The organism is Rhodopseudomonas palustris HaA2 (genome assembly GCF_000013365.1).
GTDB lineage: Bacteria > Pseudomonadota > Alphaproteobacteria > Rhizobiales > Xanthobacteraceae > Rhodopseudomonas > Rhodopseudomonas palustris_J.
The window spans coordinates 2,544,676-2,568,501 of record NC_007778.1; the positions used below are offsets into that span (position 1 = coordinate 2,544,676).

Sequence of the window (23,826 nt, forward strand, 5' to 3'; positions counted from 1 at the left end):
CGGCTCGCGATCAGATATGGAAGAGGACGGCAATCCGGTGGCAGATGCGGCGGGGTATCCGACGTTGCGGTTCGAAGCGCGGCGCTGGCTGGTTCGGATCACCTCCGGCGAGGCCACGGCCGTGGACGCCGACGCCCTGAAGCGCTGGTGCGCGCAGAGCCCGTCGCATGCACGCGCCTTCGCCGAGGTCAATCTCCTCTGGGATAACGTCGAGGTGGCCGCGCATTTGCCGTCGGTCGCCGCGTCGTCCCAAATCGCGGTCCGGGGCGAAGCACCCCAATCGCGGCGCTGGGTCCTCGGCGCGATGGCGGCATCCGCTGCAGCGGCGGCGGGCGCTTTCGCCGTCGATCCCCCGTTCGGACTTTGGCCGTCGTTGCCGGAACTCGGCGCCGACTATCGCACTTTAACCGCCGAACGTCGCGACATTGCGATGCCGGACGGTGTCAAAATCGAACTCAACACACGCAGTAGCCTGAACATCGTCGCGGGCCAGTCGGGGCAGCAGATCGAGCTGATTGCCGGCGAGGCGGCGATTTCGTGTCCGCATCAGACGGTGCTGTCGGTGCTCGCGGGCGGCGGCGTGGTGCGAGCCGCGGACGCGCAATTCAACATTCGCAGCGATGCGGCAGGATCGATCGTCACCTGTCGACGCGGCGTGGTGTCGCTGAACTATGCTCGACGATCCGTCAGCGTCCGAGAGGGGCATCAGGCGTCTTACGTGGACGGCCGGGTCGGCCCGGTCATCGCGGTCGAGGCCGCTGCAGTGATGGCTTGGCGCGAAGGTCAGTTGGTGTTTCGGCGGACCCCGCTGGCGGAGGCCGTCGACGAGGTCAATCGCTACCGCAGCGGCCGTATCGTTCTGATGAACGAGACGCTCGGTCGTCGTCTGGTCGATGCCAAAATTCCGATTGATCGCGTCGACAGTTTGATCGCGTTGATTCAGCAGGCCTATGGCGCCAAAGTGATATCCCTGCCGGGTGCAATCGTCCTCATCTCATGACGGCTGCGGAGTTCCGGTCGGCCGGCTCCTCGATGAAATTTTCATGACGCGGTTCAGTCGGGCGCCGGGTCGACCGTCTCATCGTTCACAAGAAGAGACCAGGTTCAGGTGCGTCAGTCCTTCGTGGCGGCGGTCGGCTATAATCGACAGCAGCGTGCGAGGCGATGTCGTCCCTTGAGGTTCCTTCGATCAGGCAGATGCAGCGCGGCTCTCGTCGTGCCGTGAGGGGAACAATGATGGCGTCGAACGGCAACCTGCGTAGGACTTTCTCGCGTCGCGGAGTATGGCTCACCACGGTCAGCGCGGTCGCGATGTTGCTGCTTCCCGCGGCCGGTCAGGCCCGATCGCTGAATGGCGCGGGTTCCGAAGTCCAATCGGCGCCGAATGTCGCAGCCGACGCGGCGTCGCAGGCGGCACAGCAGGCGGCGGCGGCTGCGCGGCAGACCGGGGACTCGCTGGCGCGTGCCGCACGGGCTGTCCAGGAAATGCAGGCAGCGCAGGCGGCGGCTCGCGCGGCTGCAGCCGTCGCACAGGCATCTGCGGTCGTCCCGAACGGGCTTGGCGTGGGAGGTCTGCTGCCGAACGTCTCGGCCGGATGGAGCGGAGCCAAGACGCCGACGCAGAGCGTCGACGCAGATGGCCGGACCCAGGTCGGCATCGAACAGACGTCGCAGCGAGCGATCTTGAATTGGCAAAGCTTCAACGTCGGCGCGCGGACGACGTTGACGTTCGACCAGAAGGGCAACGCGAATTGGGTCGCGCTCAATCGCGTCGACAGCGCGACGGCGCCCAGCTTGATCCTCGGCAATATCCGGGCCGACGGCCAAGTCTATGTGATCAATCAGAGCGGCATCATTTTCGGCGGTGGCAGCCAGGTCAACGTCGGGGCGTTGATCGCGTCGGCTGCCGGCATCACCGACAGCCAGTTTCTCACCAAGGGCATCTTCAGTAGCCAGAGCGGCGGAGCTTACGCGCCGAGCTTCACGGCCTCCGGCGGCAAGGTGGTGCTGGAAACTGGCGCGACGATTAGCACACATGCACCGGCCTCGGTGACCTCCGGCGGTGGCTTCGTACTGCTGATCGGCTCCGAGGTCGCCAATGCCGGCATGATCGGCACGCCGAACGGTCAGGCTCTGCTCGCCGCAGGCGACAGCTTCATCCTGCGCCCCGGCTTCGGCACCGACAGTAACGTCACATCGACGACACGCGGCATCGAGATCGCACCGGTGATCGCACAGGGCGGCACCGCTGGCGGCGTCGTCAATAGCGGGCTGATCGTGGCCCAACAAGGCGACATCACGCTGACCGGTCGCACCATTACCCAGGCCGGGGCGCTGGTGTCGACGACCTCGGTGAACAGTCGCGGAACCATTCATCTGCTCAATTCGGCCAGCGACGATACTGGAACTGTTACGCTCGCGGGCGGCAGCCTCAGCGCGATCCTGCCGGAGCTCGTCAGCACCGACACGGCGCTGGACGCCCAGCGCGACGCGCTGATCGCCGCATCCGCCGCAAACCTCGCGCGGCCGAGCGGCGCCACTGGCGTGTTCGACAATCTTTCCAGTCTCGCCGACCGTCAGGATCAGTCCCGGATCGAGATCGTCACCGGCGGGACGATCAACTTCAAGAACGGCTCCTACACGGCGGCGCAAGGCGGCCAGATCGCTGCGAGCGCGGGAAAGCGCATCTTCGTCGAGGACGGCGCCGCGCTCGACGTCTCCGGCGTCCGCCACGTCGCGGTGGCGATGGCGTCGAACAATATCAAGGTCAACGTCCAGGGCAACGAGCTGCGCGACAGTCCGCAGAATCGCGACTCTGAAGTGCTCAAGAACAACGACGTCTGGATCGACATCCGAGACCTCACGCTGGTGCCGGCGGGCACCGGCGGCTATGCGTCGGACCGTTACTACACGGCCGGCGGCCTGCTCGAAGTCGGCGGTTATCTCGGCACCACCGCCCACAGCATCGGCGAGTGGTCGGCGCTCGGCGGCAGCATCACGCTGGCCTCCGCTGAAGTGATCACACAAAGAGGATCGTTGGTCGATATTTCGGGCGGTTCGCTGGACTACGCGGCCGGCTGGATCCGTTCGACAAACTTGATCGGAAGCGACGGCCGCAGCTACAGCATCGATCAGGCGCCCAGCGACCTGACGTTCACGAGCTTCGGCGGAAGTTTCTCGCGCCGCCATAGCATCCAGGGTAAAACGGACAACCGCCTGACCGAAATCTGGGGCTCCGTCTCGGGGCGCGGGCGTGATTCGTATCGTTGGGAGGAAGGATACAGCGTCGGCCGCGATGCAGGCCGGCTGACCGTTTTCTCGCCCACCGTGCTGCTGGATGGCGACATCGTTGCCGATACCATCGTCGGCGACCGGCAGGTGAGCAAACGTAGCGCCGGCGTCGCCGATGGCTACAAGGCGGCGCAGACCACCGTTGCGCAGGCGGGCGGCCTGGTGATCGGCCGCAGCAACGGGATCGATGAAGACGGTGCTTTCGGCACGCCGATCGTTCTCGCCCAGGTCGGCCCGACCACCTCGGAGCTGACCGCCGATGCCAGCCTTTCGACTCAGGCGACCAATCAAATCCAGCTCGATGCCGCCCGGCTCAGCAGTTTTGGGCTCGGCTTGCTGAGGCTGACCTCGTCCAGCTCCATAACGGTTGCAGCTCCACTAACTCTCGCCGATGGCGGATCGTTGCAACTGATCGCGCCGGATGTCGGCATCAACGCCAACGTGACGGCGCGCAGCGGTTCGGTGTCTATCGGCAACGTCGCCCCGGTGTCCAAGTCGGCTTCGAGCGCTGCGACGCCGCTGTTCGTCGATGGCACCGCGAACTTCACTTTGGCCAATGCGGCCACGATCGACCTCCGCGGCGTTTGGACCAACAGCTCGCTCGAGCGTGACGAGCCCGATCAGGCCGCTTATGTCGATGGCGGTAGCCTTGACGTGCGCATGACGCACGGCTCCGTCGTCGTCGAATCCGGGACTACGATCGACGTCACCTCCGGCGCAACGCTGACGTCGAAGGGCAGACTGATCGGTGGTCGTGGCGGCAGCGTAAGCTTGGTCGCCGGAGCCGATATCGTCGAGGGCGTCTCCGACTCAATTCCGGCATCGGCAAAGCTCGTGCTCGACGGAACGATCCGGGCCGAGGGCGTCGTTGGTGGCGGGACGTTGACTCTGCGCGCGCCGCAGGCCGTGACGTTCGGCGGAAATGCGATCCTCGCCTCGGGTGTGCTGCCGCCCGGCGTGCCGTTGCCGGCCTCGGTGCAATTGACTGAAGGCTTTGTGCTGCCCGCCGGAACGGTGATGACCTTCGCGGCGACGCGGACGCTCGACGTGTTTGCGCCGGGCGCGCCGATTCCGATGGGCGCACGGCCGCTGAACGGCGTTCCGACGATCCTCGCGGATAGCTGGACCGTTCCGGTCGGCGTGGGCGGCACCGCGAACGGCAACACTCCGCTCGTCGCCGGACGGGTGATGCCGGCGGGGACGTCGGTCGTGCTGTACAGCATGCCGGGCGGCTATGTGCTGCCGGCCTCGGCGTTTCCGAATGGACTGCCGGCACAGCCTTACACGGCGACCCTGATGCCGGGCGATCGCTTGTTGAAGGCGGTGCGTTTCGAAGCCGGCGAGATTCTGCCGCAAGGCGCGGTGCTGACACAGGCGATCTCGTTCAAACCGGCGCTGACGCTGGATCCGGCGATCCTGGCGACGGGATTCTCGAATTACAGCATCGCCAGTCTCGGCGGCATCGCGATCGGCGACGGCGTCGCGCTGCGGCCGATCGTTCCGACACTGCGGCTGTCAGAGGGCAGCGCGGCTGCAGCCAGCGGAACCGATCCGGCTCGCGCGCTCGAGAGCTGGCAGCCGTCGGTTTATCTCGACTCCCCGAACGACGCGGTCATCACGCAGCGCCCCGGTGCCAGCATCGCACTGGCGGGGGCCAGCATGGCGCTCGGCCGGGGGGCGGTCATCGAGGTCGATCCGCTGCAATCCATCAGCCTGACGACCAACCAAGCAACCGTCGACGGCTCCTTGATCGCGCATGGCGGCCGGATCGCGCTGCTGCCCGATCTGCAGCGTCGGTTCTTGATCGGCTCGCTTTGGATCGGAGGCGATGCGGTTCTCGACGTTTCTGGTGAAGCCGTCACCGCGCGCGACTCGCGAGGTTTCCGCTATGGCCTGGTGCAGGACGGCGGATCGCTGTTGATCGGGCTGGCCGACGCGACGCCGGCCAGCAACGGCTATCTGGCCGCCACGGCATCGCCCGTCGTCATCCGCCCGGGCGCGCGATTGCTCGCCAATGGCGCGAGCGCGATCATCGATGCCGATCGCGCTGACGGCCCAGACTTCTCGCGGTCGGCCACCCTGGTGGGGGGCGACGGCGGATTGATCCGGATCGGATCGCTTGCGAGCATTCTGCTCGATGGAACGCTGCAGGCGCGCGCCGGCAGCCTACAGGCCGCAGGCGGAACCTTGAACATCGCACTCGAAAACTCGACGCTCGCCGATCAGGCGAGTGTTCTGCGCACCATCACTCTGGCGCAGGAACACGTCGGGTCGGGACTGCCGTCGGACGCGACCGCCACCTCCATGGGCCGACTGCCGGTCGGCGTCGCGCGGCTGTCCGCGGCGGACATCACGGCCGGTGGTTTCGGTACACTCGATCTGTGGGCGCGCGATGTTCTCGCCTTCGGCAGCGACGTCTCGCTCCAGATGAGCGAGGCGCTGCTGATCCATCGCGGTGTCTTCACGGTCGCCGCTGCGGCGGGCGCGCCCGACATTCGGCTTTCGGCGCCCTATCTGTTGCTCGACGGCAAGACGCCGAACCTGGTCGATGGCGGCGCGATCCCGCCCGGCTTGGGACTGAATGATTATCTGGGTGACTTCGCCGCCACCAATGTCGGCCATTTGACGCTCACGGCTGATCTCGTCGATGTCCGTAATTCGGTTCAGTTCGGCATGGTCGGCAGAGTGTTCACGCTGAGCGCCTCGGAGACCGTCGAGGTTCCGGGGTTCGCCCATGTCGCGGTGAACAGCTCGGGTGACGTTCGCTTTACCAACGGTGAGCTGATCTCGAACGGGCCGGACCTGACCATCACCGCGTCGCAGCTCTATCCGACCACAGGCGCCACAGGAAACGTGCGCGTGGGCCCGCTGCGCAGTCCGCTGCCGGGCGATCCGGACTGGACCCTGACCATTCGCGGCCTCGGCGATGCGCCGGCGGTTCCACTCTCGGTATTCGGCTCGCTCACGCTGACAGCTCCGACCATCGATCAGGGCGGCATCGTGCGTGCGCCGCTCGGTCTCATCACGTTCGGCGTCGTGCCTCGCAGTTTCGGGACCACCGCTCAGTATCTTTCTGAGGTGTCGCTGAAACCGGGAAGTATCACGTCGGTGAGCGCCGATGGGCTGACGATGCCCTATGGCGGCACGTCGGACGGGCTGGCCTATCTCTACAACGGACACAGCGTTGCGTTTGTCGATCTCGCCGATTTCAACAGCAACAACAATTTCGTCGAGACGACGATCAATCGTGGCATCGTGTTCGGACAGGCGACTCTGACTGCCGATCAGGGGGCGCGGCTGGATGCGTCCGGCGGCGGCCGTTTGACGGGCGCCGGCTTCTTCACCGGGCGTGGCGGATCCATCGACGTGCTCCGCACCGCGCTGGCCAATGCCAATCCGGCTAACATCTTCAGCAGTAGCGGCGCGCAGGTCTATGCGCTGGTACCGGGCGCTGCGGCGGCCGGCTACGCACCGGTGACGCCCGATGTCAGTGCTCCCGCCATCGGCCAACAGGTCACGCTCGATCGAGCAGTCGGTGATCTCCCGGCCGGAACCTACACACTGATGCCGGCAACCTACGCGTTGCTGCCGGGAGCGTACCGGATCGAGCTAGGCGCCGAGACGAGCATCGGCGTCAATGTGACCCGGCTGGAGAACGGTTCGTACCGTGCGAGCGGCTATCTCGGGACCGCCAACACCGCGGTTCGCGATGCGTTACCGACGGTGCTGACGATCACGCCGGCGGCGACCGTTCGCACCTATTCACAGTACAACGAAACGAGCTACGCTGATTTCGCGATCGCCAATGCCAATCTGTTCGGTGCGGTGCGGCCGCGTCTCGAACGTGACGCTTCCGCGATCCATTTCGATTTCGGCCCGGCAACAGGCCAGGTGCTCGATTTCCGCGGCGTCGCCGATCTCGCCCCCGCTGCCGGAGGCAGGTCCGGAACGCTGTTCGTCTCGAGCCGTGCCAATATCGAAGTTCGTGCAATCAGCTCTGATGCGGCGGCGGCCGGCTACGCATCCATCGTTGCCGACGACCTGAACCGATTCAACGCCGGCGCGCTGGTCATCGGCGGCCTCTATAGCCTCGTTCAGGCGCTGGACGGTGCCGGTGTCGCGCTCGGCCCCCAGGTGGCTTTCTTAAGTGCGGGCAACGACACGGTGGTGCGAAGCGGCGCCGTCATCAGCGCCGGTCAGGTGTTTCTGGTCGGACAGTCAGTCCGGGTCGAGGGCGGCGGCGTGGTCGATACGCGAGCGGGCAGCAACGATGTGATCGATTCAGCGCTCGGCTATGTCTTCGCAGCAGGCTCTGGCGCCGTGCTCGGCGTCGGCAATGGACGCCTGGATTTTCTCGGACCCACCGGCGGCTCGAACCAGCCCGCGAACACGATCGTGGTCGGTGATGGCGCGTCGTTGCTCACGCAGGGCACGATCAGCCTGTCCAGCAGCGGCGCGCCGCAGCTCGGCGACGTCAACCTTGCGGCGCGCTACGTCGCGCTCGCGGCGTCGACCTTCGATGTCGGAACGGACGCGGATATCGTCGCCGGCGGTGGCTCAGGCGTGCGTTTGACCCAGCATCTGATCGATCGGCTCCTCACCTCGGCGACACCCGTCGAGCGGGTGACGCTGGCTGGCGGCAGCTCGATCAATCTGTTCGGCAACGCCACGCTGAACCTGCTCGGGCAGGTTGGTGCCACTCCGACTCTGGTGCTCAACACCCCCGCGATCTACGGCTGGGGCGCGTCGACGGATCGCGCAACGATCTCCGCCGACACGGTGGTGTGGAACGGTCTCGCCACGGGCGTGGGCTCGGCGAGCAGTCCCTACGTCAGCGTTGCTCCCGGGGCTGTGGCGCCGGGCGGCGCGGGGACCGGTTCCGGCAATCTGACGATCAGCGCCAGCCACATCGAGTTCGGCTATGGCCCGGGCACACGACCGCAAACCCAGACCGCGCTCGACCGATTGGCGCTCGGCTTCACGACCGTTGATCTCGTCGCAAGTGATCGGATCACGGCCAACAGCCGTGGCACGCTGTCTGTCTATGCGTCCGGGACATCCTCTCAAACCTACGCCGGCGGCGATCTCAACATGTTGACGCCGCTGCTGACCGGGGAGGCCGGCTCGGCGATGAGCTACACCGCCGGTGGCCGCATCACATTGACGGCTCCTGCGAGCGGGGCAACGAACACTGCTGCGGTCGCGGCGCTCGGCGCTGAGATCAAGCTCAACGGTGCCAGCGTGATGATCGACACCGCGGTGGCGCTTCCGAGCGGCCGCTTCGCGATCACCGCGGCGCAATCGATCGTACTCGACCAACACGCGGTGGTTGATCTGTCGGGTCGCGCCGTCCAGTTCTTCGACGTGACGAAGTACAGCTGGGGCGGCGACCTTGTGATGGAGGTGACCGATGGCGCCATCGTGCAGCGGCCGAATGCGCTGATCGATGTTTCGGCGACCCACGCGAATGCCGGCACGATCAAAGCGACCGCGACCGGTGCGAGCGGGCTTGTCGATCTTCGCGGCAGGTTGCTGGGCCAGGGCGGCGACGGCTTCGTCGCCGGTGGCTTCGATGTTCGCGTCACCAGCTTGCCGGATTTCGCCGGCCTCAACGCCAGTCTGAACGCCGGCGGCTTCTTCGACGCGCGCAGCTTCGTCATCAAGACCGGCGACCTCGTGATCGGCAACGAAGTGCGCGCCAACCGCATCTCGGTTTCGTTGGACGGCGGTGCGCTGACCATCGACGGCAGGCTCGATGCGTCCGGCGCCAGCGTCGGAACGATCTCGCTGGCCGCCCGCGACGATCTGATCCTCACCAACAACGCCGTTCTGGATGCGCACGGCAGTAGCGTCGTCCGCGACGGCCGCGGTGTCGCGATCGACGCGTCGAACCGGGCCGTCGTCGAACTGACCAGCGTCGCCGGCGTGGTCCGCATCGGCAGCGGCAGCATCATCGACCTTCGGGCGGGCGACGGCGTCGCCCGAGGGCAATTGGAAATCAACGCGCCGCGGGTCGGCAGCGACGACGTCGGCATCGACGCTGCCGCGGGCCTGACGGTGCGCGGCGCTGCCAGCATTTCTCTCAACGCCTTCACGAGCTACATGCCGAGCGGGGGGATCATCGATCAGGGGTTGCTCGATCTGATCCATGGCGACAGTACGGCGTTCATGGCGGCGGCCGGCGGCAACGCCGCGCTGGCGGCGCGGTTGACCGGGCTGTCGAATTATGGCGATGCGTTCCGGCTGCGACCCGGCGTTGAAATCCGCAGCGCGACGTCGGACGGAAATCTGATCATCACCGGCGATCTCGATCTGTCCGGCTATCGCTACGGCAACATCACGACGGGCGTCCGAGGATCGGGCGACGCAGGCACGCTGGTCATCCGCGCCGGCGGGTCGCTCACCGTCAACGGAAGTATCAATGACGGCTTCGCGCCGCCCTCGGTCACGCCCGACGACGGGAACTGGTACACGCCAAACACCGTTGTGCGCCCGGGCCTGGCCGCAACGGCAGACGTGACCTTCACGCCGCCGTTCGATCCGAATTATTTCGACAACGTCTACGTGTTCCCGAGCGCCAATGAATTCAACAATCCGGATTGGCCGGTCGTCGTCAGCGGATCGATCACCGATTCGACGAGGACGTACTATCAGGGCGACGTCATTGAATTCGGCGTCCTGTACGGCCAGATCACGATCACACAGGGCACCACGCTGTCGGCGCGGAATCCTGCCAACGCGACGATCACCCAGCGAGAGCCGCGCGCGGGCAGCAATTGGGCAGTGGCTCCGATGCTCGATCCGGGCATGCAGTCGTGGTCGATCCGGCTGGTCAGCGGCGCGGACCTCGGGTCGGCGAGCAGCAGAACGTTGAGCGCGGCCTCCGCGCTGCACGGCCGCGGCGACATGGTGCTGGATGCGCCGGGACTCGCCGGTCCCGAGATGGCCAGCCCGCTGATCGCGGTCATCCGCACCGGCACTGGTTCGCTCGAGCTGCTCGCCGGCAGTGACTTCAAGCAGCAGTCACTGTTCGGCATCTACACGGCGGGGACATCGGTAGCCGGGACGGACGCGTACAATCTGGACCGCGCGCCGAGCAGCGACGGCACCGTTCTCGGCGCCGGCAATTCGGCCTACGAAGACACGCTGAATCCGCAGCGGATGTACTTCGCCGATCACGGCGGCGATCTGACGCTGACGACGCAGGGCGAGCTGCGCGGCTTCACCAGCTACGGCAATAGCTCGTCGAGCGGGGAGATCGGCAACTGGCTGTGGTTGCAGGGCAACGCGTCGCGCGGCGAGACGGCGGCGTGGGGGATCAATTTCGGTCAGTATCGTTTCGACGGGGCGCTGAACTACGGATCCGGCGGCGTGACGATGTCGGGCTTCGCGGGCATCGGCACGTTGGGCGGCGGCAATGTGCGGGTGACGGCCGGCGGTGACGCCGGCTCGACCACGAACTTCAACCTCCTGGCCGATCCGGCGCTGACGTCGAACCAGTCGTTTTCCGTTGTGGTCGGCAGCAGCGGCTATGTGACCGCCGACGGCAATCTCGTGCAGTTCGGCGGCGGCGCATTGCGGCTCGATGTCGGCGGATGGATCAACACTGGATTGTCGAACGACACCGAGCTTGCGACAGGAAGCGTGGTCAATCTGCGCGGCGACACGCGGGTCACGGCAGGATCGATCGGTCAGGTGGGCGAGACCGGCTACGGGGTGGTCGCTGCCGGCGATCCGCGCGCGCCCGACGTGACGCGACCTCGCGACCGCGTGGTGTTCTCGCCGCTCGGATTGGCGGTCGGCGACGGCGCGATCTCGTTGACCACGCGCGGAGACCTTGGGCTGTTGACTGCGACCGATCCGGGACGGCAGACCCCGCTGGGCTCCGGCACCGCGACCAACGATGCCGGCGATCCGACGCTCGGCAGCAACACGGCATTCTCGCTGTGGACCGACCGCAGCGGCTATACGGTGTTCTCGGGCGGCGGCGACATCGTGCAGGTGCCGCGCACCTTGTCGTCGACCACGACGGCCTTCCGACTGTACGATCCCGGTCAGTTCACAGCGATCGCGCCCGCGGGGTCGATCACGACGCAGATCGTTCTTGCCCCGAGCCGCGCCGGAACGCTCGAACTGTTTGCCGGCGGCAGCCTGTTCGGACAGGCTTCGATGTCCAGCGGAGCGGCAAGTTCGCTGGCGATGCCGTTCCAGCCGCTGTGGGTCGAAGGCGATCTGGCATGGGCCAGCTCGCCTGCCGCGACTACAAGCAACGGCTTCCAGATCACGAACGTCTGGGGTGGCACGGTCGGATTCTCGCTATTCGCATTCGCGTTTGATGCGGCCACCAATCTCCACGCCGACGCGTCCGACCCGATCCGCGCCTACGCACGCGGCGACGTCATGATGCAGATCGGCAGCGTCATCCAGACCGATCCGTACAGCAATCCGGATCTGTTCACGCTGGTGGCCGCCAAACCGGTCGACATGCGGGCGGGGCGCGACGTCCTCGCCAGCGGCTTCATCCTGAACACCTCGCCCAACGATATTTCCAACGTCGCGGCCGGTCGCGACCTGCTGAACACGACGCTGAAGATCTGGGGGCCGGGACTTCTGCAGGTCTCTGCCGGACGCAACATCTATCAGGCGCTCGGCAGCAAGATCGTTCGGATCGATCAGCTCGACAGCACGATCAACAGCTATGGGCCGATCGTGTCCGGCGACCGGCAGCCTGGCGCCGGCATTTTGCTGACCGCAGGCGCGGGTCCGCAGGGGCCGTCTTATGCCGATTTCGCGGCGCGCTATCTCGATCCACGCAATCTCGCCGATCCGGCCTTGCCGTTGCTCAGTTCAGCCAATGCCGGAAAGGTGGTGAAAACCTACGACGCGGAGCTGCAAGTGTGGCTGCGCGAGCGCTTCGGCTATCAGGGAAGCGCGGCTGATGCGCTCGCGTACTTCTGGGCGCTGCCGATCGACCAGCAGAACGTCTTTGTGAGGATGGTGTATTTCGATGAGCTGAAGGCGGGTGGTCGCGAATACACAGATCCGACGGGGCCGCGGTCCGGCAGCTATGTCAGGGGCCGTGCAGCGATCGCAGCGCTGTTTCCGGCGCAGGCAACCGGGGCCGGTTCGGTGACGTTGTTGAACAGTGCCGGCATCCACACCGAACGCGGCGGCGATGTCCAGGTGCTGGCGCCGGCCGGCGGCCTGACGCTCGGGGTCGAGGGTGTGGTGCCGCCGTCGACCACCGGTTTGCTGACTCAAGGTGCCGGCGACATCCAGGTCTTCACCCGCGACAGCGTGTTGCTCGGCTTGAGCCGCGTGTTCACCACGTTTGGCGGCGACATCCTGGTCTGGTCCGAAGTCGGCGACATCAACGCCGGCCGCGGTGCGAAAACCAGCTTGGTGTTCACGCCGCCCCTGCGTGTCTACGACGATTACGGCAACGTGACCTTGTCGCCGCAGACGCCGTCGTCCGGGGCGGGTATCGCCACCTTGAGCCCGATTCCCCAGGTTCCCGCGGGCGATATCGACCTGATAGCTCCGCTAGGCACGATCGATGCGGGCGAAGCGGGCATCCGCGCGTCCGGTAACATCAACCTGGCCGCCTTGCAGATCGTCAATGCGGCGAACATCAATGTGCAGGGCACCGCGACCGGCCTTCCAACCGTGCAGGCACCGAATATGACGGCAGGACTCGCGAGCACGAATGCAACGTCGGCTACGCAGCAATCGGCAGCGCCGACGAGCGCCGGCAACGAGCCGCGGTCGGTCATCATCGTCGAATTCCTCGGCTTTGGAGGCGGCGATCGAGATGGCGACGATGACAAGGAGCGTCGCCGATCCCAAACCAAGCCTGACGAACGGGCGACGCAGGATCCGAGCAGCCCCGTTCAGGTCATCGGCGCCGGTTCACTCGATCAGGCGGCGATGGAACGGCTGAGGCCGGAGGAGCGTCAACGACTGGTGCGTTAGAGCAGCGTCGCTTTCGATCAAATCTAAACTAAGGTTCTAAACAGGCACAACTTCAGAGCGAGGCGGCGGCGCGAGGAGCCGCCTCGATCCGAGCTCCGCCAAGCTGTGCGTCTTCGCGATCCTGCCTCGCCGGTCATCCTTCAGGGTGAGGAATTCATGCGTTCGGGGGACGAGACTGCCGACTTTGGCGGGCGATGAGGTCGGCAGGTGTTGAAATCATAGACTATTCGACAGCCGGGCGGACGTGAGCGGGCGGATCGACCGACCCGTCAGCCGACAAGGCTAGTCCCGCGACAGCGCCGCCAGCGGGTCCAGGAACGACGCCTGGCGGGCCGGCAGATAGCCGAACACGATGCCGATTCCCGTCGAGCAGACAAATGCGGCGGCGATCGAGGTGCCGGACAGGCTGAGCGGAAACATCGGCACCACCAGGTTGAACAGCGCGGCGAGGCCGAAGGCGACGCCGACGCCGAGCCCGCCGCCGATCAGGCAGACCACCACCGCCTCGATCAGGAACTGCTGCAGGATGTCGCTGCGCCGCGCGCCGACCGCCATGCGCACGCCGATCTCGCCGACCCGTTCGGACACCGACACCAGCATGATGTTCATGACGCCGATGCCGCCGACCACGAGCGAGATCACCGCGATGGCGGCGATCATCAGGGTCAGCGTGCCCGTGGTGCTGGTGATGGTCTTGCGGATGTCGTCGGTGTTCAGAATCACGAAATCCTTGACCCGGTGCCGCAGCGTCAGGAACCTTGTGACGTCCTGTTCGGCGTCTGCGGTCGCGACCGTATCGCTGACCTTGAGCAGAATGCTGCGCAGCGACGAATTGCCGAGGAAACGGGCCTGTACGGTGGTGTAGGGCAGGTAGACCGAGAGGTTCTGGTTGGAGCCGAAGCCGCTTTGCTGCTGCTGCATCACGCCGACGATCCGGCACGGCACCTTGCCGATCAGGATCACCTTGCCGACGGCGCCGCCGGCCACGTCGGCGAAGAATGTCTGCCGGGTCTTCTCATCGATCACGACGTCCTGCACGATGTCACGCAGCCCGCTCGCGTCGAAGAATCGGCCAGAGGCGAGCTTGGTGCCCTTGACGTCGAAGTACTGATCGCCGACGCCGTTGACGAGGGCGTTGGCCTCGAGCCCGCCGTAGCGCAGCGTGCTGGTGGTCGAGACCGTGGGCGTCACGCCGTCGATGTAAGGCTGCTGCGCCAGCGCCCGGGCGTCGGCGGCGACCAGGGTCTTGATCTTCGAGGAGCGGACGTCGCCCATGTCCTTGCCGGGAAAGATCTCGATGGTGTTGGTGCCGAGGCTGCTGATATCGGCCAGCACCTTGCGTTTGGCGGCGTCGCCGACGGCGACGACGAACACCACCGACGCGATGCCGATGATGATGCCCAGCATCGTGAGGAAGCTGCGTAGCCGGTGCGCCGCCATCGCCAGCACGGCGATCCGCGTCGCTTCGGAGATCCGGTCGTATTCGCGCCGCCAATTCCAACGCGGCGTCGCCGGCGGCTGTCGGGTGGGCGCGTCGCCGGCGCGGCGGGCCGCTTCGGGCGAGGTGAGGCGATCCGCGACCACGACGCCGTCGCGCAGTTCGATCACCCGCTTGGCGCGCGCGGCAACCGAGGCGTCGTGGGTGACGATGATGACCGTCTTGCCGTCGCGGTTCAGCTCGTCGAGGATCTGCAGCACCTCGGTGCCGCTGCGCTGGTCGAGCGCGCCGGTGGGCTCGTCGGCGAGAATCACGTCGGCGCCGTTCATCAAGGCGCGCGCGATCGACACCCGTTGCTGCTGGCCGCCCGATAGTTGATTGGGGCGATGGCCGCTGCGGTCGGCGAGGCCGAGCCGCGCCAGTAGTTCACCGGCCCGGGCGCGTCGCGCCTCTCCCGGCTGGCCGGCGTAGATCGCCGGGATCTCGACATTGCCGAGCGCCGACAGTGCCGGCAGCAGATGATAGCGCTGGAAAATGAAGCCGAAATGCTCGCGCCGCAGCGCCGACAATTCGTCGGCTTCGAGCGACGAGGTCTCGCGGCCGGCGATCCGGTAGCTGCCGGAGGTCGGCCGGTCGAGACATCCGAGGATGTTCATCAGCGTCGATTTGCCCGATCCGGACGCTCCCATGATCGCGACCATCTCGCCGGGCTCGATCGTGAGATCGAGATCCTGCAGCGCGACGACCGTCGCCTCGCCGGAAGGGAATTCGCGGCGCAGGCCGCGCAACTCGATGGTCGAACCGGCCATCGCTCACATTCCGGGCGGCGGGCCGGGGGGACCCGACGATTGCTTCGTTTCGGGCGCGGCCTTGCGCACCACGACGTCCTCGCCCACCGAGAGGCCGGAGCGGACCTCGGCCGTCAGCTTGTTGTTGATGCCGATCCGGATCGCGCGCGTCGCTGCGGCGCCGGCGGCGTCTTTGACCTCGACCTGATAGCTGCCGTCCGGGTTGCGCTGGGTCAGCGCCGCCGACGGGATCGTCATCACGCCTTTCGCCTGCGCCACGACGATATGGACTTCCGCGGTCATGTAGGTGCGCAGCAGGCCGTCCGGATTGGGCGCGCTGAAGATGCCGTTGTAGTAGATCGCTGAGGTCGAACTGCTCGAGGACGATGAACTGCTCGACGTCGTGCTGGTCGAACTGAAGCTGCTGTCGTTCTTGATCGATTCCGGTGCGGGCTCGATGAAATCGAGCCGCGCATCGTAGCGATGGTCGGGGTCGCCGAGGATGTTGAAATAGACGTCCTGGCCGGGCCTGATCTTGATCACGTCGACTTCGGAAATCTCCGCGCGGATCGTCATCGTCCCGACCTCACCGAGGATCACGATGGTCGGCGCCGATTGGACCGCATTGACGGTCTGGCCTTCCTGGGTGACGACGGCGAGCACGGTGCCGTCGATCGGCGCGATGATCCTGGTGTAGTCGAGATTGACGCGTGCGTTCTCGACCGACACGATCGATTCCGTGATCTGTGCGTCGAGCGCCGCGATCTGCGCGCGGGTTTGTTTCACGGTCGCTTCCGCGCTCTCGAAGTCGGCGCGCGAGGTCGCCTTCTGGGCGAAGGTGACGTTGTGCCGCGCCAGCGAGGCCTCTGCCAGCGCCAGCGTCGCTTCCTTCTCGGCGCGCTGCGCGCGCATGTTCTGCAGCGCCGCTTCCGCCGTGCGCAGATCGTTCTGCTTGGTGACAGGATCGATCTGCGCGATCTGGTCGCCGAGCCTGACCCTGTCGCCGACCCGGACCTTGAGCGATGTGACTCGACCGGAGACCTGCGCGCCGACCGCCACCATCTTGATCGGCTTCAAGGTGCCGCTGGCCAGTACGGTGTCTTCGATATCCGCGATCTGCACCGGCGCCGTCGTCAGGGTCTCCGTAGGCCTCCCAGACAGCCTGTCCTTGATCAGCCATCCCGCAATCAATGCAATCAACACCGCGCCGGCAACGGCGACGCGCTTCACTGTGAACATCGGTGGTCGATCCCTCGGGCCGGCGGCCCTGGTGAAATATCCGCACCGCCCGGCTTCGTGAACCGGGCCGCTGCGGCGAGACTTCATGGCTGAAAACGCGGCTTAGTAAAGGGGGGCGTTGTGGTCGAAATCGGGTTTGTTGATTCTGGTTGTTGCTGATTGTTTCCGACGACGAAGAATAGTCGGGATCGTACCAGCTAGATCGGATCAGCGTGGACGGATACCGTTGAGAAACACCGAGATGAAGCGTCGAATGTGTCTGGCGAGGTCGACAGTCCGCGATTGGCTCGATTCGTTGAAAGGCTTGAAGGCCAATGCGCCGAACATCATGTCCATGAGCAGCCAGGCCGAGTGCATTGCGTCGCCGATGTCGATGGCCTCCTGCTTCGATCGACGCTTCAACCATCCCGCCAGCTCGGCATGGGATCGCTCGGCGCCGTGTCGGCGCAGGATCTCGTTCAGTTCGGGGTATTGATGGGCCTCGACCATCACGAGCCTGACCAGAGCCATGCGCTCGTCGTGCGCTGCTGGCTCGATGTCGATGTTGAAGATCCGCTCCAGCGCCAGGTCCAGTGGCAGAGCATCGTAGTCGCCCGGCAAGGCGAGCATGCTGTGCCGGTGGCGATCGACGATCGTCGCGAACAATGCCGGCTTGCCCGGAAACAGTCGATACAGCGTCTGCTTGGAGATCCTGCAATGCGCGGCAATATCTTCCGTCGTGGTGCGGCCGTAGCCCTTCTTCAGAAACAGCCGCATCGCGCAGTCGGCAATCCGCGCGCGCTGCTCCTCGTCGGATTGCAACTTCGGGCGCCCGCGGGGCGCAGCAGACTGCGGCGGAGGCGTCTTGTCGGTGGTGCTCAAGGGGCATTGCTCGCTGTTGGCGGTCGTCGCCATGTCGATCAATTCAGGTCCAACCGCAAATGTTCATTTGACATCCGATCCGATCTGGAAATAACAGTACCGATGCGTACTGTAAATATGATGAGGATCGCTTGACTGCGACATTTGCGGCCCCGAGCCGGCAGGAATGGCCGTTCAAACGCGCACGCTTGGCGATCCTGGGCGTCCCCTTGGTGGCGGCGCTGCTGCTCGCCGGCTGCGGGCAGGATCAGGCCGCGGCGCCGAAAAACGCGGGTCTTCCCCGGCCGGAGGTGAGCGTCGTCACGCTGCATCCGCGGTCGGTGGCGATCACCTCGGAATTGTCGGGGCGAACGACGGCGTCGCTGACGGCGGAGGTGAGGCCCCAGGTCGGCGGCATCATCAAGTCGCGTTTGTATGAAGAGGGCGGCGAAGTCTCGGCCGGTGATGCGTTGTATCAGATCGACCCGGCGAGCTATCAGGCGACCTACGACAGCGCTGTGGCCGCTCTGGAGAAATCCGAAGCCGCCGTGCCGAGCGCGGCGGCGAAGGTCGAGCGCTATCAGGGCCTGGTGAAACAGAACGCGGTGTCCAAGCAGGACTACGACGACGCCGTGGCGACGCTGGCGCAGGCTAAGGCCGACGTCGCCTCCGCCAAGGCGAGCGTCGCGACCGCCCGGATCAATCTCGACTACACCAGGATCGTCGCGCCGATCGGCGGCCGGATCGACAAATCGTCTCTCACTCCCGGAGCGCTGGTGACGGCGGGCCAGACCACGCTGCTGACGACGATCCGGACGCTGGATCCGATCAATGTCGACGTCACGGAATCCAGCACCAACCTGCTGAACTGGCGCCAAGCGGTCGATGCCGGTCGCATCAAAGCGACCGGCCCGGATGTCAGCATCAAATTGAAGCTCGACAATGGAACGACCTATCCGCTGACCGGCAAGCTCGCCTTCGTCGAATCGAACGTCAGCGAGACCACAGGCACCTTCGCGCTGCGCGCGCAGTTTCCCAATCCCAAACGTCTGCTGCTGCCCGGCATGTATGTCCGCGCCATCATCGAGCAGGGGATCGCCGAGAACAGCTTCGTGGTCCCGCAGCGGGCCGTCACGCGCAACACCAAAGGAGAAGCCGTCGCGACGATCGTCACGGCGGAGGGGAAGGTCGAGCAGCGCGTGCTGACGGTGGGCAACAATGTCGGCAACAACTGGCTGGTCAGCGCTGGCGTCAAGGATGGCGATCGCGTGATCGTCGAGGGCATTCAGATGGTCCGTCCGGGGCAGGACGTGACCGCCGTCGAGGTGACGATCGACGAGAACACCGGTCAGGTCCGCGACCGCAAGCAGGGATCGCTGTCGACCCCGGATCCGGTGCGGTTGGCCGATCGCGACGCCGATCCGAACGCCGGCGTGGTCGGGAAATAGCATGTCGCGTTTTTTCATCGAACGGCCGGTGTTCGCATGGGTGATTGCGATCACCATCATGCTCGGCGGGCTGCTTGCGCTGCAGACGCTGCCGATCGCGCAATATCCCCAGATCGCCCCGACCACGGTGCGCATCACCGGGACCTATGCCGGCGCCGACGCGCAGACGGTGGAGAATTCGGTCACCAAGGTGATCGAGCAGGGCATGACCGGGATCGACCATCTCGACTACATGACCTCGACCTCGACCTCCACCGGGCAGTCGCAGATCACGCTGACCTTCACCGCCGCGGCCGATCCGGACGTGGCGCAGATGCAGGTGCAGAACAAGCTCCAATTGGTGACCGCGCTTCTGCCGCAGATCGTCCAGAACACCGGTCTCTCGGTCACGAAGTCCTCCACCGGCTTCCTGATGGTGATCGCCTTCGTTTCGACCGACGGCAAGCTGACATCGATCGATCTCGCCGACTACGTCAACAGCACGCTCAACGATACGCTGAAGCGGATCGAAGGCGTCGGCGACACCCAGTTGTTCGGCTCCGGCTATGCGATGCGGATCTGGCTCGATCCGGACAAGCTGGCGAAATACGCGCTGATGCCGAGCAACGTCGCGACTGCAGTCGAGGCTCAGAACACCCAGGTCTCGGCCGGCCAGCTCGGCGGTCTTCCATCCCGCAAGGGGCAGCAGCTCAACGCCACGGTCACCGCGCGAAGCCGGCTACAGACCCCCGAGCAGTTTCGCAACATCATCCTGAAGAGCACGACCGACGGCTCACTGGTGCGCCTCAACGACGTCGCCACCGTTGAATTGGGCGCCGAGAGCTACACGACGACGGCCGCCTTCGACGGCATGCCGGCCGCCGGTCTCGGCGTGAATCTCGCGACCGGCGCCAACGCCCTCGATACCGCGAAGAACGTCCAGTCGACGATCTCCCGGCTGTCGGCGACGTTCCCGCAGGGCGTCTCGGTGGTCTATCCCTACGACACCACGCCGTTCGTTCGACTGTCGATCGAGGAGGTCGTGAAGACGCTGATCGAGGCGATCGCGCTGGTGTTCGTCGTGATGTTCGTGTTCCTGCAGAACATCCGTGCCACTCTGATTCCGACCATCGCCGTCCCTGTCGTGCTGCTCGGGACGGTCGGTGTGCTGTCGGCGTTCGGCTATTCGATCAACACGTTGACGATGTTCGCGATGGTGTTGGCGATCGGGCTGCTGGTCGACGACGCCATCGTCGTTGTCGAGAACGTCGAGCGGGTGATGCAGGAAGAGGGGCTGTCGCCCAAGGAGGCGACCCGCAAGTCGATGGACGAGATCACCGGCGCGCTGGTCGGAATTGCCACGGTGCTGTCGGCGGTGTTCATCCCGATGGCGTTCTTCGGCGGCTCTGTCGGTGTGATCTACCGGCAATTCTCGGTGACCATCGTCACGGCGATGGTGCTGTCGGTGATCACCGCCCTGGTCCTGACGCCGGCGCTGTGCGCGACGATCCTGCGACCGCCGCAGGCCCATGCGACCGGCAAAGGGCTGTTCGGCTGGTTCAACCGCACGTTCGATCGCAGCGCGCAGGCCTATCGGAATGGCGCGCAGGGCGTGATCGCGCGATCCTTGCGGTTCGGATTGCTGTTCGTGGCGATCTCGGTAGGCGTGGGACTGATGTTCATGCGCATTCCGAGCTCGTTCCTGCCGCAGGAGGATCAGGGCGTCTTGATCACCAGCGTGCAACTGCCGGTCGGCGCCACGCAGGACCGCACGTTGCGCGCGCTCGAACAGGTTCGCGAATACTACGCGACAAAGGAAAAGGACGCCGTCGACAGCGTCTTCTATACGGCGGGCTTCGGCTTCTCCGGCCAGGGCCAGAATATCGGCATCGCCTTCGTCAAGTTGAAACCTTTCGATCAGCGAAAGTCGGCGGCCTTGAGTGCGCAGGCGGTGGCCGGTCGCGCGATGATGGCGTTTCGGCAGATCAAGGACGGCATGGTGTTCGCGTTGGCGCCGCCGGCGATCCAGGGCATGGGCAACTCGAACGGATTCGATTTCTACCTGCAGGACGTCAACGGCGCCGGCCATGCGAAACTGATCGAAGCTCGCAACCAGTTGCTGGGCGCAGCGTCCCAGAGCAAGCAACTGGCGAATACACGGCCCAATGGGCAGGAGGACGAGCCGCAATTCTCGGTCACGATCGACCAGGAGAAGGCGAGTGCGCTCGGTGTCGGCCTCGCGGATATCAACACCACGCTGTCGACGGCATGGGGCAGCGACTACGTCAACGATTTCATCGACCGCGGCCGCGTCAAGAAGGTCTATCTGCAATCTGACAGGAATTTCCGGATGCAGCCGGATGACATCGGCCGCTGGTACGTGCGCAACTCGTCCGGCGTGATGGTGCCGTTCTCGGCCTTCGCATCCGGTCAGTGGAGCTTCGGATCGCCGCGGCTGGAACGCTACAATGGATCGGCGGCGGTCGAGATTCAGGGCGAGGCTGCCGCAGGCGTCAGCTCCGGAACGGCGATGGACGAGATCGACACGCTGGTCAAGCAACTGCCCTCCGGCTTCGGCCACCAATGGACCGGCCTGTCGGCGCAGGAACGGTTGTCGGGCAGTCAGGCGACGTCGCTCTATGCGATCTCGACATTGGTGGTGTTTCTTTGCCTCGCCGCGCTGTACGAGAGCTGGTCGATCCCGCTCGGCGTGATGTTGGCGGTGCCGATCGGCATCTTCGGCGCGTTGCTGGCGGCGCTGCTGTTCGGCCAGACCAACGACGTCTATTTCAAGGTCGGTCTGTTGACCACGATCGGCCTGGCGGCGAAGAACGCGATCCTGATCGTCGAGTTCGCGATCGAGCGGCAGGCTGCGGGCCAGCCTTTGGTCGAGGCGACGCTGGAAGCGGCGCGACAGCGGCTGCGGCCGATTCTGATGACGTCGTTCGCCTTCATCCTCGGCGTCACGCCGCTCGCGATCGCGTCGGGTGCGGGCTCTGGCGCCCAGAATTCCATCGGCATCGGTGTGATGGGAGGCATGATCGCGGCCACCGTGCTCGGCATCTTCTTCGTGCCTTTGCTGTATGTCGGCGTGCGCCGGCTGTTCGATCGCAAGTCGGCGACGGACGAGACTTCCAAAAGCGATCCGGCGAAGGGGACGACGGGATGAGTTCAGATCGGATCGTTCCGATATGCGTCGGTACGCCGTCGACGCGTCGTGAAACCTCGCGGCGACCTGTTCGGTGCCGGGCGTCGCATATCGCAGTGCTGTTGCTGTGCGCAACCGCGCTGTCCGGCTGTGCCGTCGGCCCGGACTATGTCGTGCCCGGAATCGAGCTGCCGACCGCCTGGCGCAACGCCAGACCGCCGAAGACACCGCCCGCTGTCCCGCAATTGAGCGAGTGGTGGCGGCGTTTGAACGATCAGTTGCTGAACCGGCTGATCGAGGAGGCGGTGGCGAGCAATCTCGACGTCGCCAGCGCGAAGGCGCGGATCCGGGAAGCGCGTGCGACCCGCCGACAGGCGATCGGCGCGTTGTTTCCGACGCTCGATGGGTCCGGGTCGGCGACGCGCAATCAGGTCAGTGCGAGCTCCACATCCGGCGGTTCGGCGATCACGACCTACAACCAGTTCCAGGCCGGGTTCGATTCCAGTTGGGAGCTGGACATTTTCGGCGCCAACCGCCGCAACGTCGAGGCGACGACTTACGGCGTCGACGTCGCCGAGGACGATCTGCGCGCGACCTTGCTGACGCTGATCGGTGACGTCACGTCCTACTACGCGCAGGCGCGCGGCTATCAGGCCCGCATCGCTCTGGCGCGCCGGACGGCAGCCTCGCAACGCGAGACGGCAGCGTTGACGCAGCGCAAGTTCGACGCCGGCTCCTCGTCGGCCGTCGACGTCGCGAAGGCCGCGGCGCAGGCCGCCTCGACCGAAGCCAATATTCCGACCTTCGAGATCTCGTATGCGGAATCGGTTCACCGGCTCGGCGTGTTGCTGGGCCGTGAGCCGTCTGCGCTGTCGCCGCTGCTCGCCGGCGTCAAGCCGATCCCGGCGCCGCGTTTGCCGTTGCCGAAGGGCATCCCCGCCGACGTGCTGGTGATGCGGCCGGACGTGCGCAAGGCCGAACGGCAACTGGCGCAATATACGGCGTTGATCGGCAAGGCCGAAGCCGCGCTCTATCCGTCGGTGAGTCTGACCGGTTCGGTTTCGACGACCGCGCTGAAGATCGGCGACCTCGGCAAGAACTCGACGATCGGCTGGTCGATCGGGCCGAGCCTGAGCGTGCCGATCTTCAACGGCGGACAATTGCGCGCCGCAGTCGAGATCAGCGAAGCCCAGCGCGATCAGTACTATGTCGCCTGGCGCGCGGCGGTGCTGTCGGCGTTGGAGGATGTCGAGAACGCGATCGTCTCGCTGTCGCAGCAGCGCAAGCGGATCGGCAATTTGTCGGAATCGGCGCGGCGCTACGCCGAGGCGGCCCGTCTGTCGCGCTCGCTGTACGAAACCGGGTCGTCGAGCTTCCTCGACGTTCTCGACGCCGAACGCTCGCTCTACACGGCTGAAGATTCGCTGCTCGACACCAGGGTCTCGGTCGCGACCAGCTACATCGCTCTCGCCAAGGGGCTCGGCGGCGGCTGGGACGGCATGATCGACAGCTCGGTCCCCGAGGTTGTGGATCTCAACACCGGCCCGCATCTGGCCGGGGCGCGGCTCCGCTGACGGCGAGGCGATCTGCGGGCTGAGTCGGTGTTGGCCCTTTAAGTACGCGATTCGGGTCAAGGGATCCGCGGAGGAGCGTTCCGTTCGGATGCGAAGATGGTCACAGCCC

Annotated in this window: 8 protein-coding genes; 5 read left to right on the forward strand and 3 right to left on the reverse strand. The window is 65.6% G+C overall.

Annotated elements, in window-relative coordinates:
* The first annotated feature begins 16 nt into the window (after positions 1–16).
* The gene (locus RPB_RS11215) at positions 17–1,000 is read left to right on the forward strand and encodes a FecR family protein (RefSeq protein ID WP_011441125.1); all 984 of its coding nucleotides are present in this window, start codon (positions 17–19) and stop codon (positions 998–1,000) included.
* A 236-nt stretch (positions 1,001–1,236) separates the two neighbouring features.
* A complete protein-coding gene (locus tag RPB_RS11220) occupies positions 1,237–13,263 on the forward strand; it encodes a filamentous haemagglutinin family protein (protein WP_198135169.1) in 12,027 nt (4,008 codons plus the stop codon).
* A 282-nt stretch (positions 13,264–13,545) separates the two neighbouring features.
* Here the strand turns inward: RPB_RS11220 and RPB_RS11225 are convergent, their stop codons facing one another.
* The 3 genes from RPB_RS11225 to RPB_RS11235 form a co-directional block, all read right to left on the reverse strand.
* Positions 13,546–15,510: a MacB family efflux pump subunit gene (locus tag RPB_RS11225; RefSeq protein WP_011441127.1), complete on the reverse strand. Its 1,965-nt coding sequence runs from the start codon at positions 15,508–15,510 to the stop codon at positions 13,546–13,548.
* Positions 15,511–15,513: 3 nt separating this feature from the next.
* Positions 15,514–16,728, reverse strand: a complete 1,215-nt coding sequence (locus tag RPB_RS11230) for an efflux RND transporter periplasmic adaptor subunit (RefSeq protein WP_011441128.1) — start codon at positions 16,726–16,728, stop codon at positions 15,514–15,516.
* 207 nt (positions 16,729–16,935) lie between these two features.
* The gene (locus tag RPB_RS11235; protein ID WP_011441129.1) at positions 16,936–17,622 is read right to left on the reverse strand and encodes a TetR/AcrR family transcriptional regulator; all 687 of its coding nucleotides are present in this window, start codon (positions 17,620–17,622) and stop codon (positions 16,936–16,938) included.
* Between the two features lie 98 nt (positions 17,623–17,720).
* Here RPB_RS11235 and RPB_RS11240 point away from each other — a divergent pair, with 98 nt between their 5' ends.
* Genes RPB_RS11240 through RPB_RS11250 form a run of 3 tightly spaced genes read left to right on the forward strand, consistent with a single transcriptional unit; the run spans position 17,721 to position 23,717 of the window.
* A complete protein-coding gene (locus tag RPB_RS11240) occupies positions 17,721–19,016 on the forward strand; it encodes an efflux RND transporter periplasmic adaptor subunit (RefSeq protein WP_011441130.1) in 1,296 nt (431 codons plus the stop codon).
* Between the two features lies 1 nt (position 19,017).
* Positions 19,018–22,164 carry an efflux RND transporter permease subunit gene (locus tag RPB_RS11245; protein ID WP_011441131.1) on the forward strand — a complete coding sequence of 1,049 codons (3,147 nt, stop codon included), beginning with the start codon at positions 19,018–19,020 and terminating at the stop codon, positions 22,162–22,164.
* A complete protein-coding gene (locus RPB_RS11250; protein ID WP_011441132.1) occupies positions 22,161–23,717 on the forward strand; it encodes an efflux transporter outer membrane subunit in 1,557 nt (518 codons plus the stop codon). The genes RPB_RS11245 and RPB_RS11250 overlap by 4 nt, the downstream gene beginning before the upstream one ends.
* Positions 23,718–23,826 lie beyond the last annotated feature (109 nt).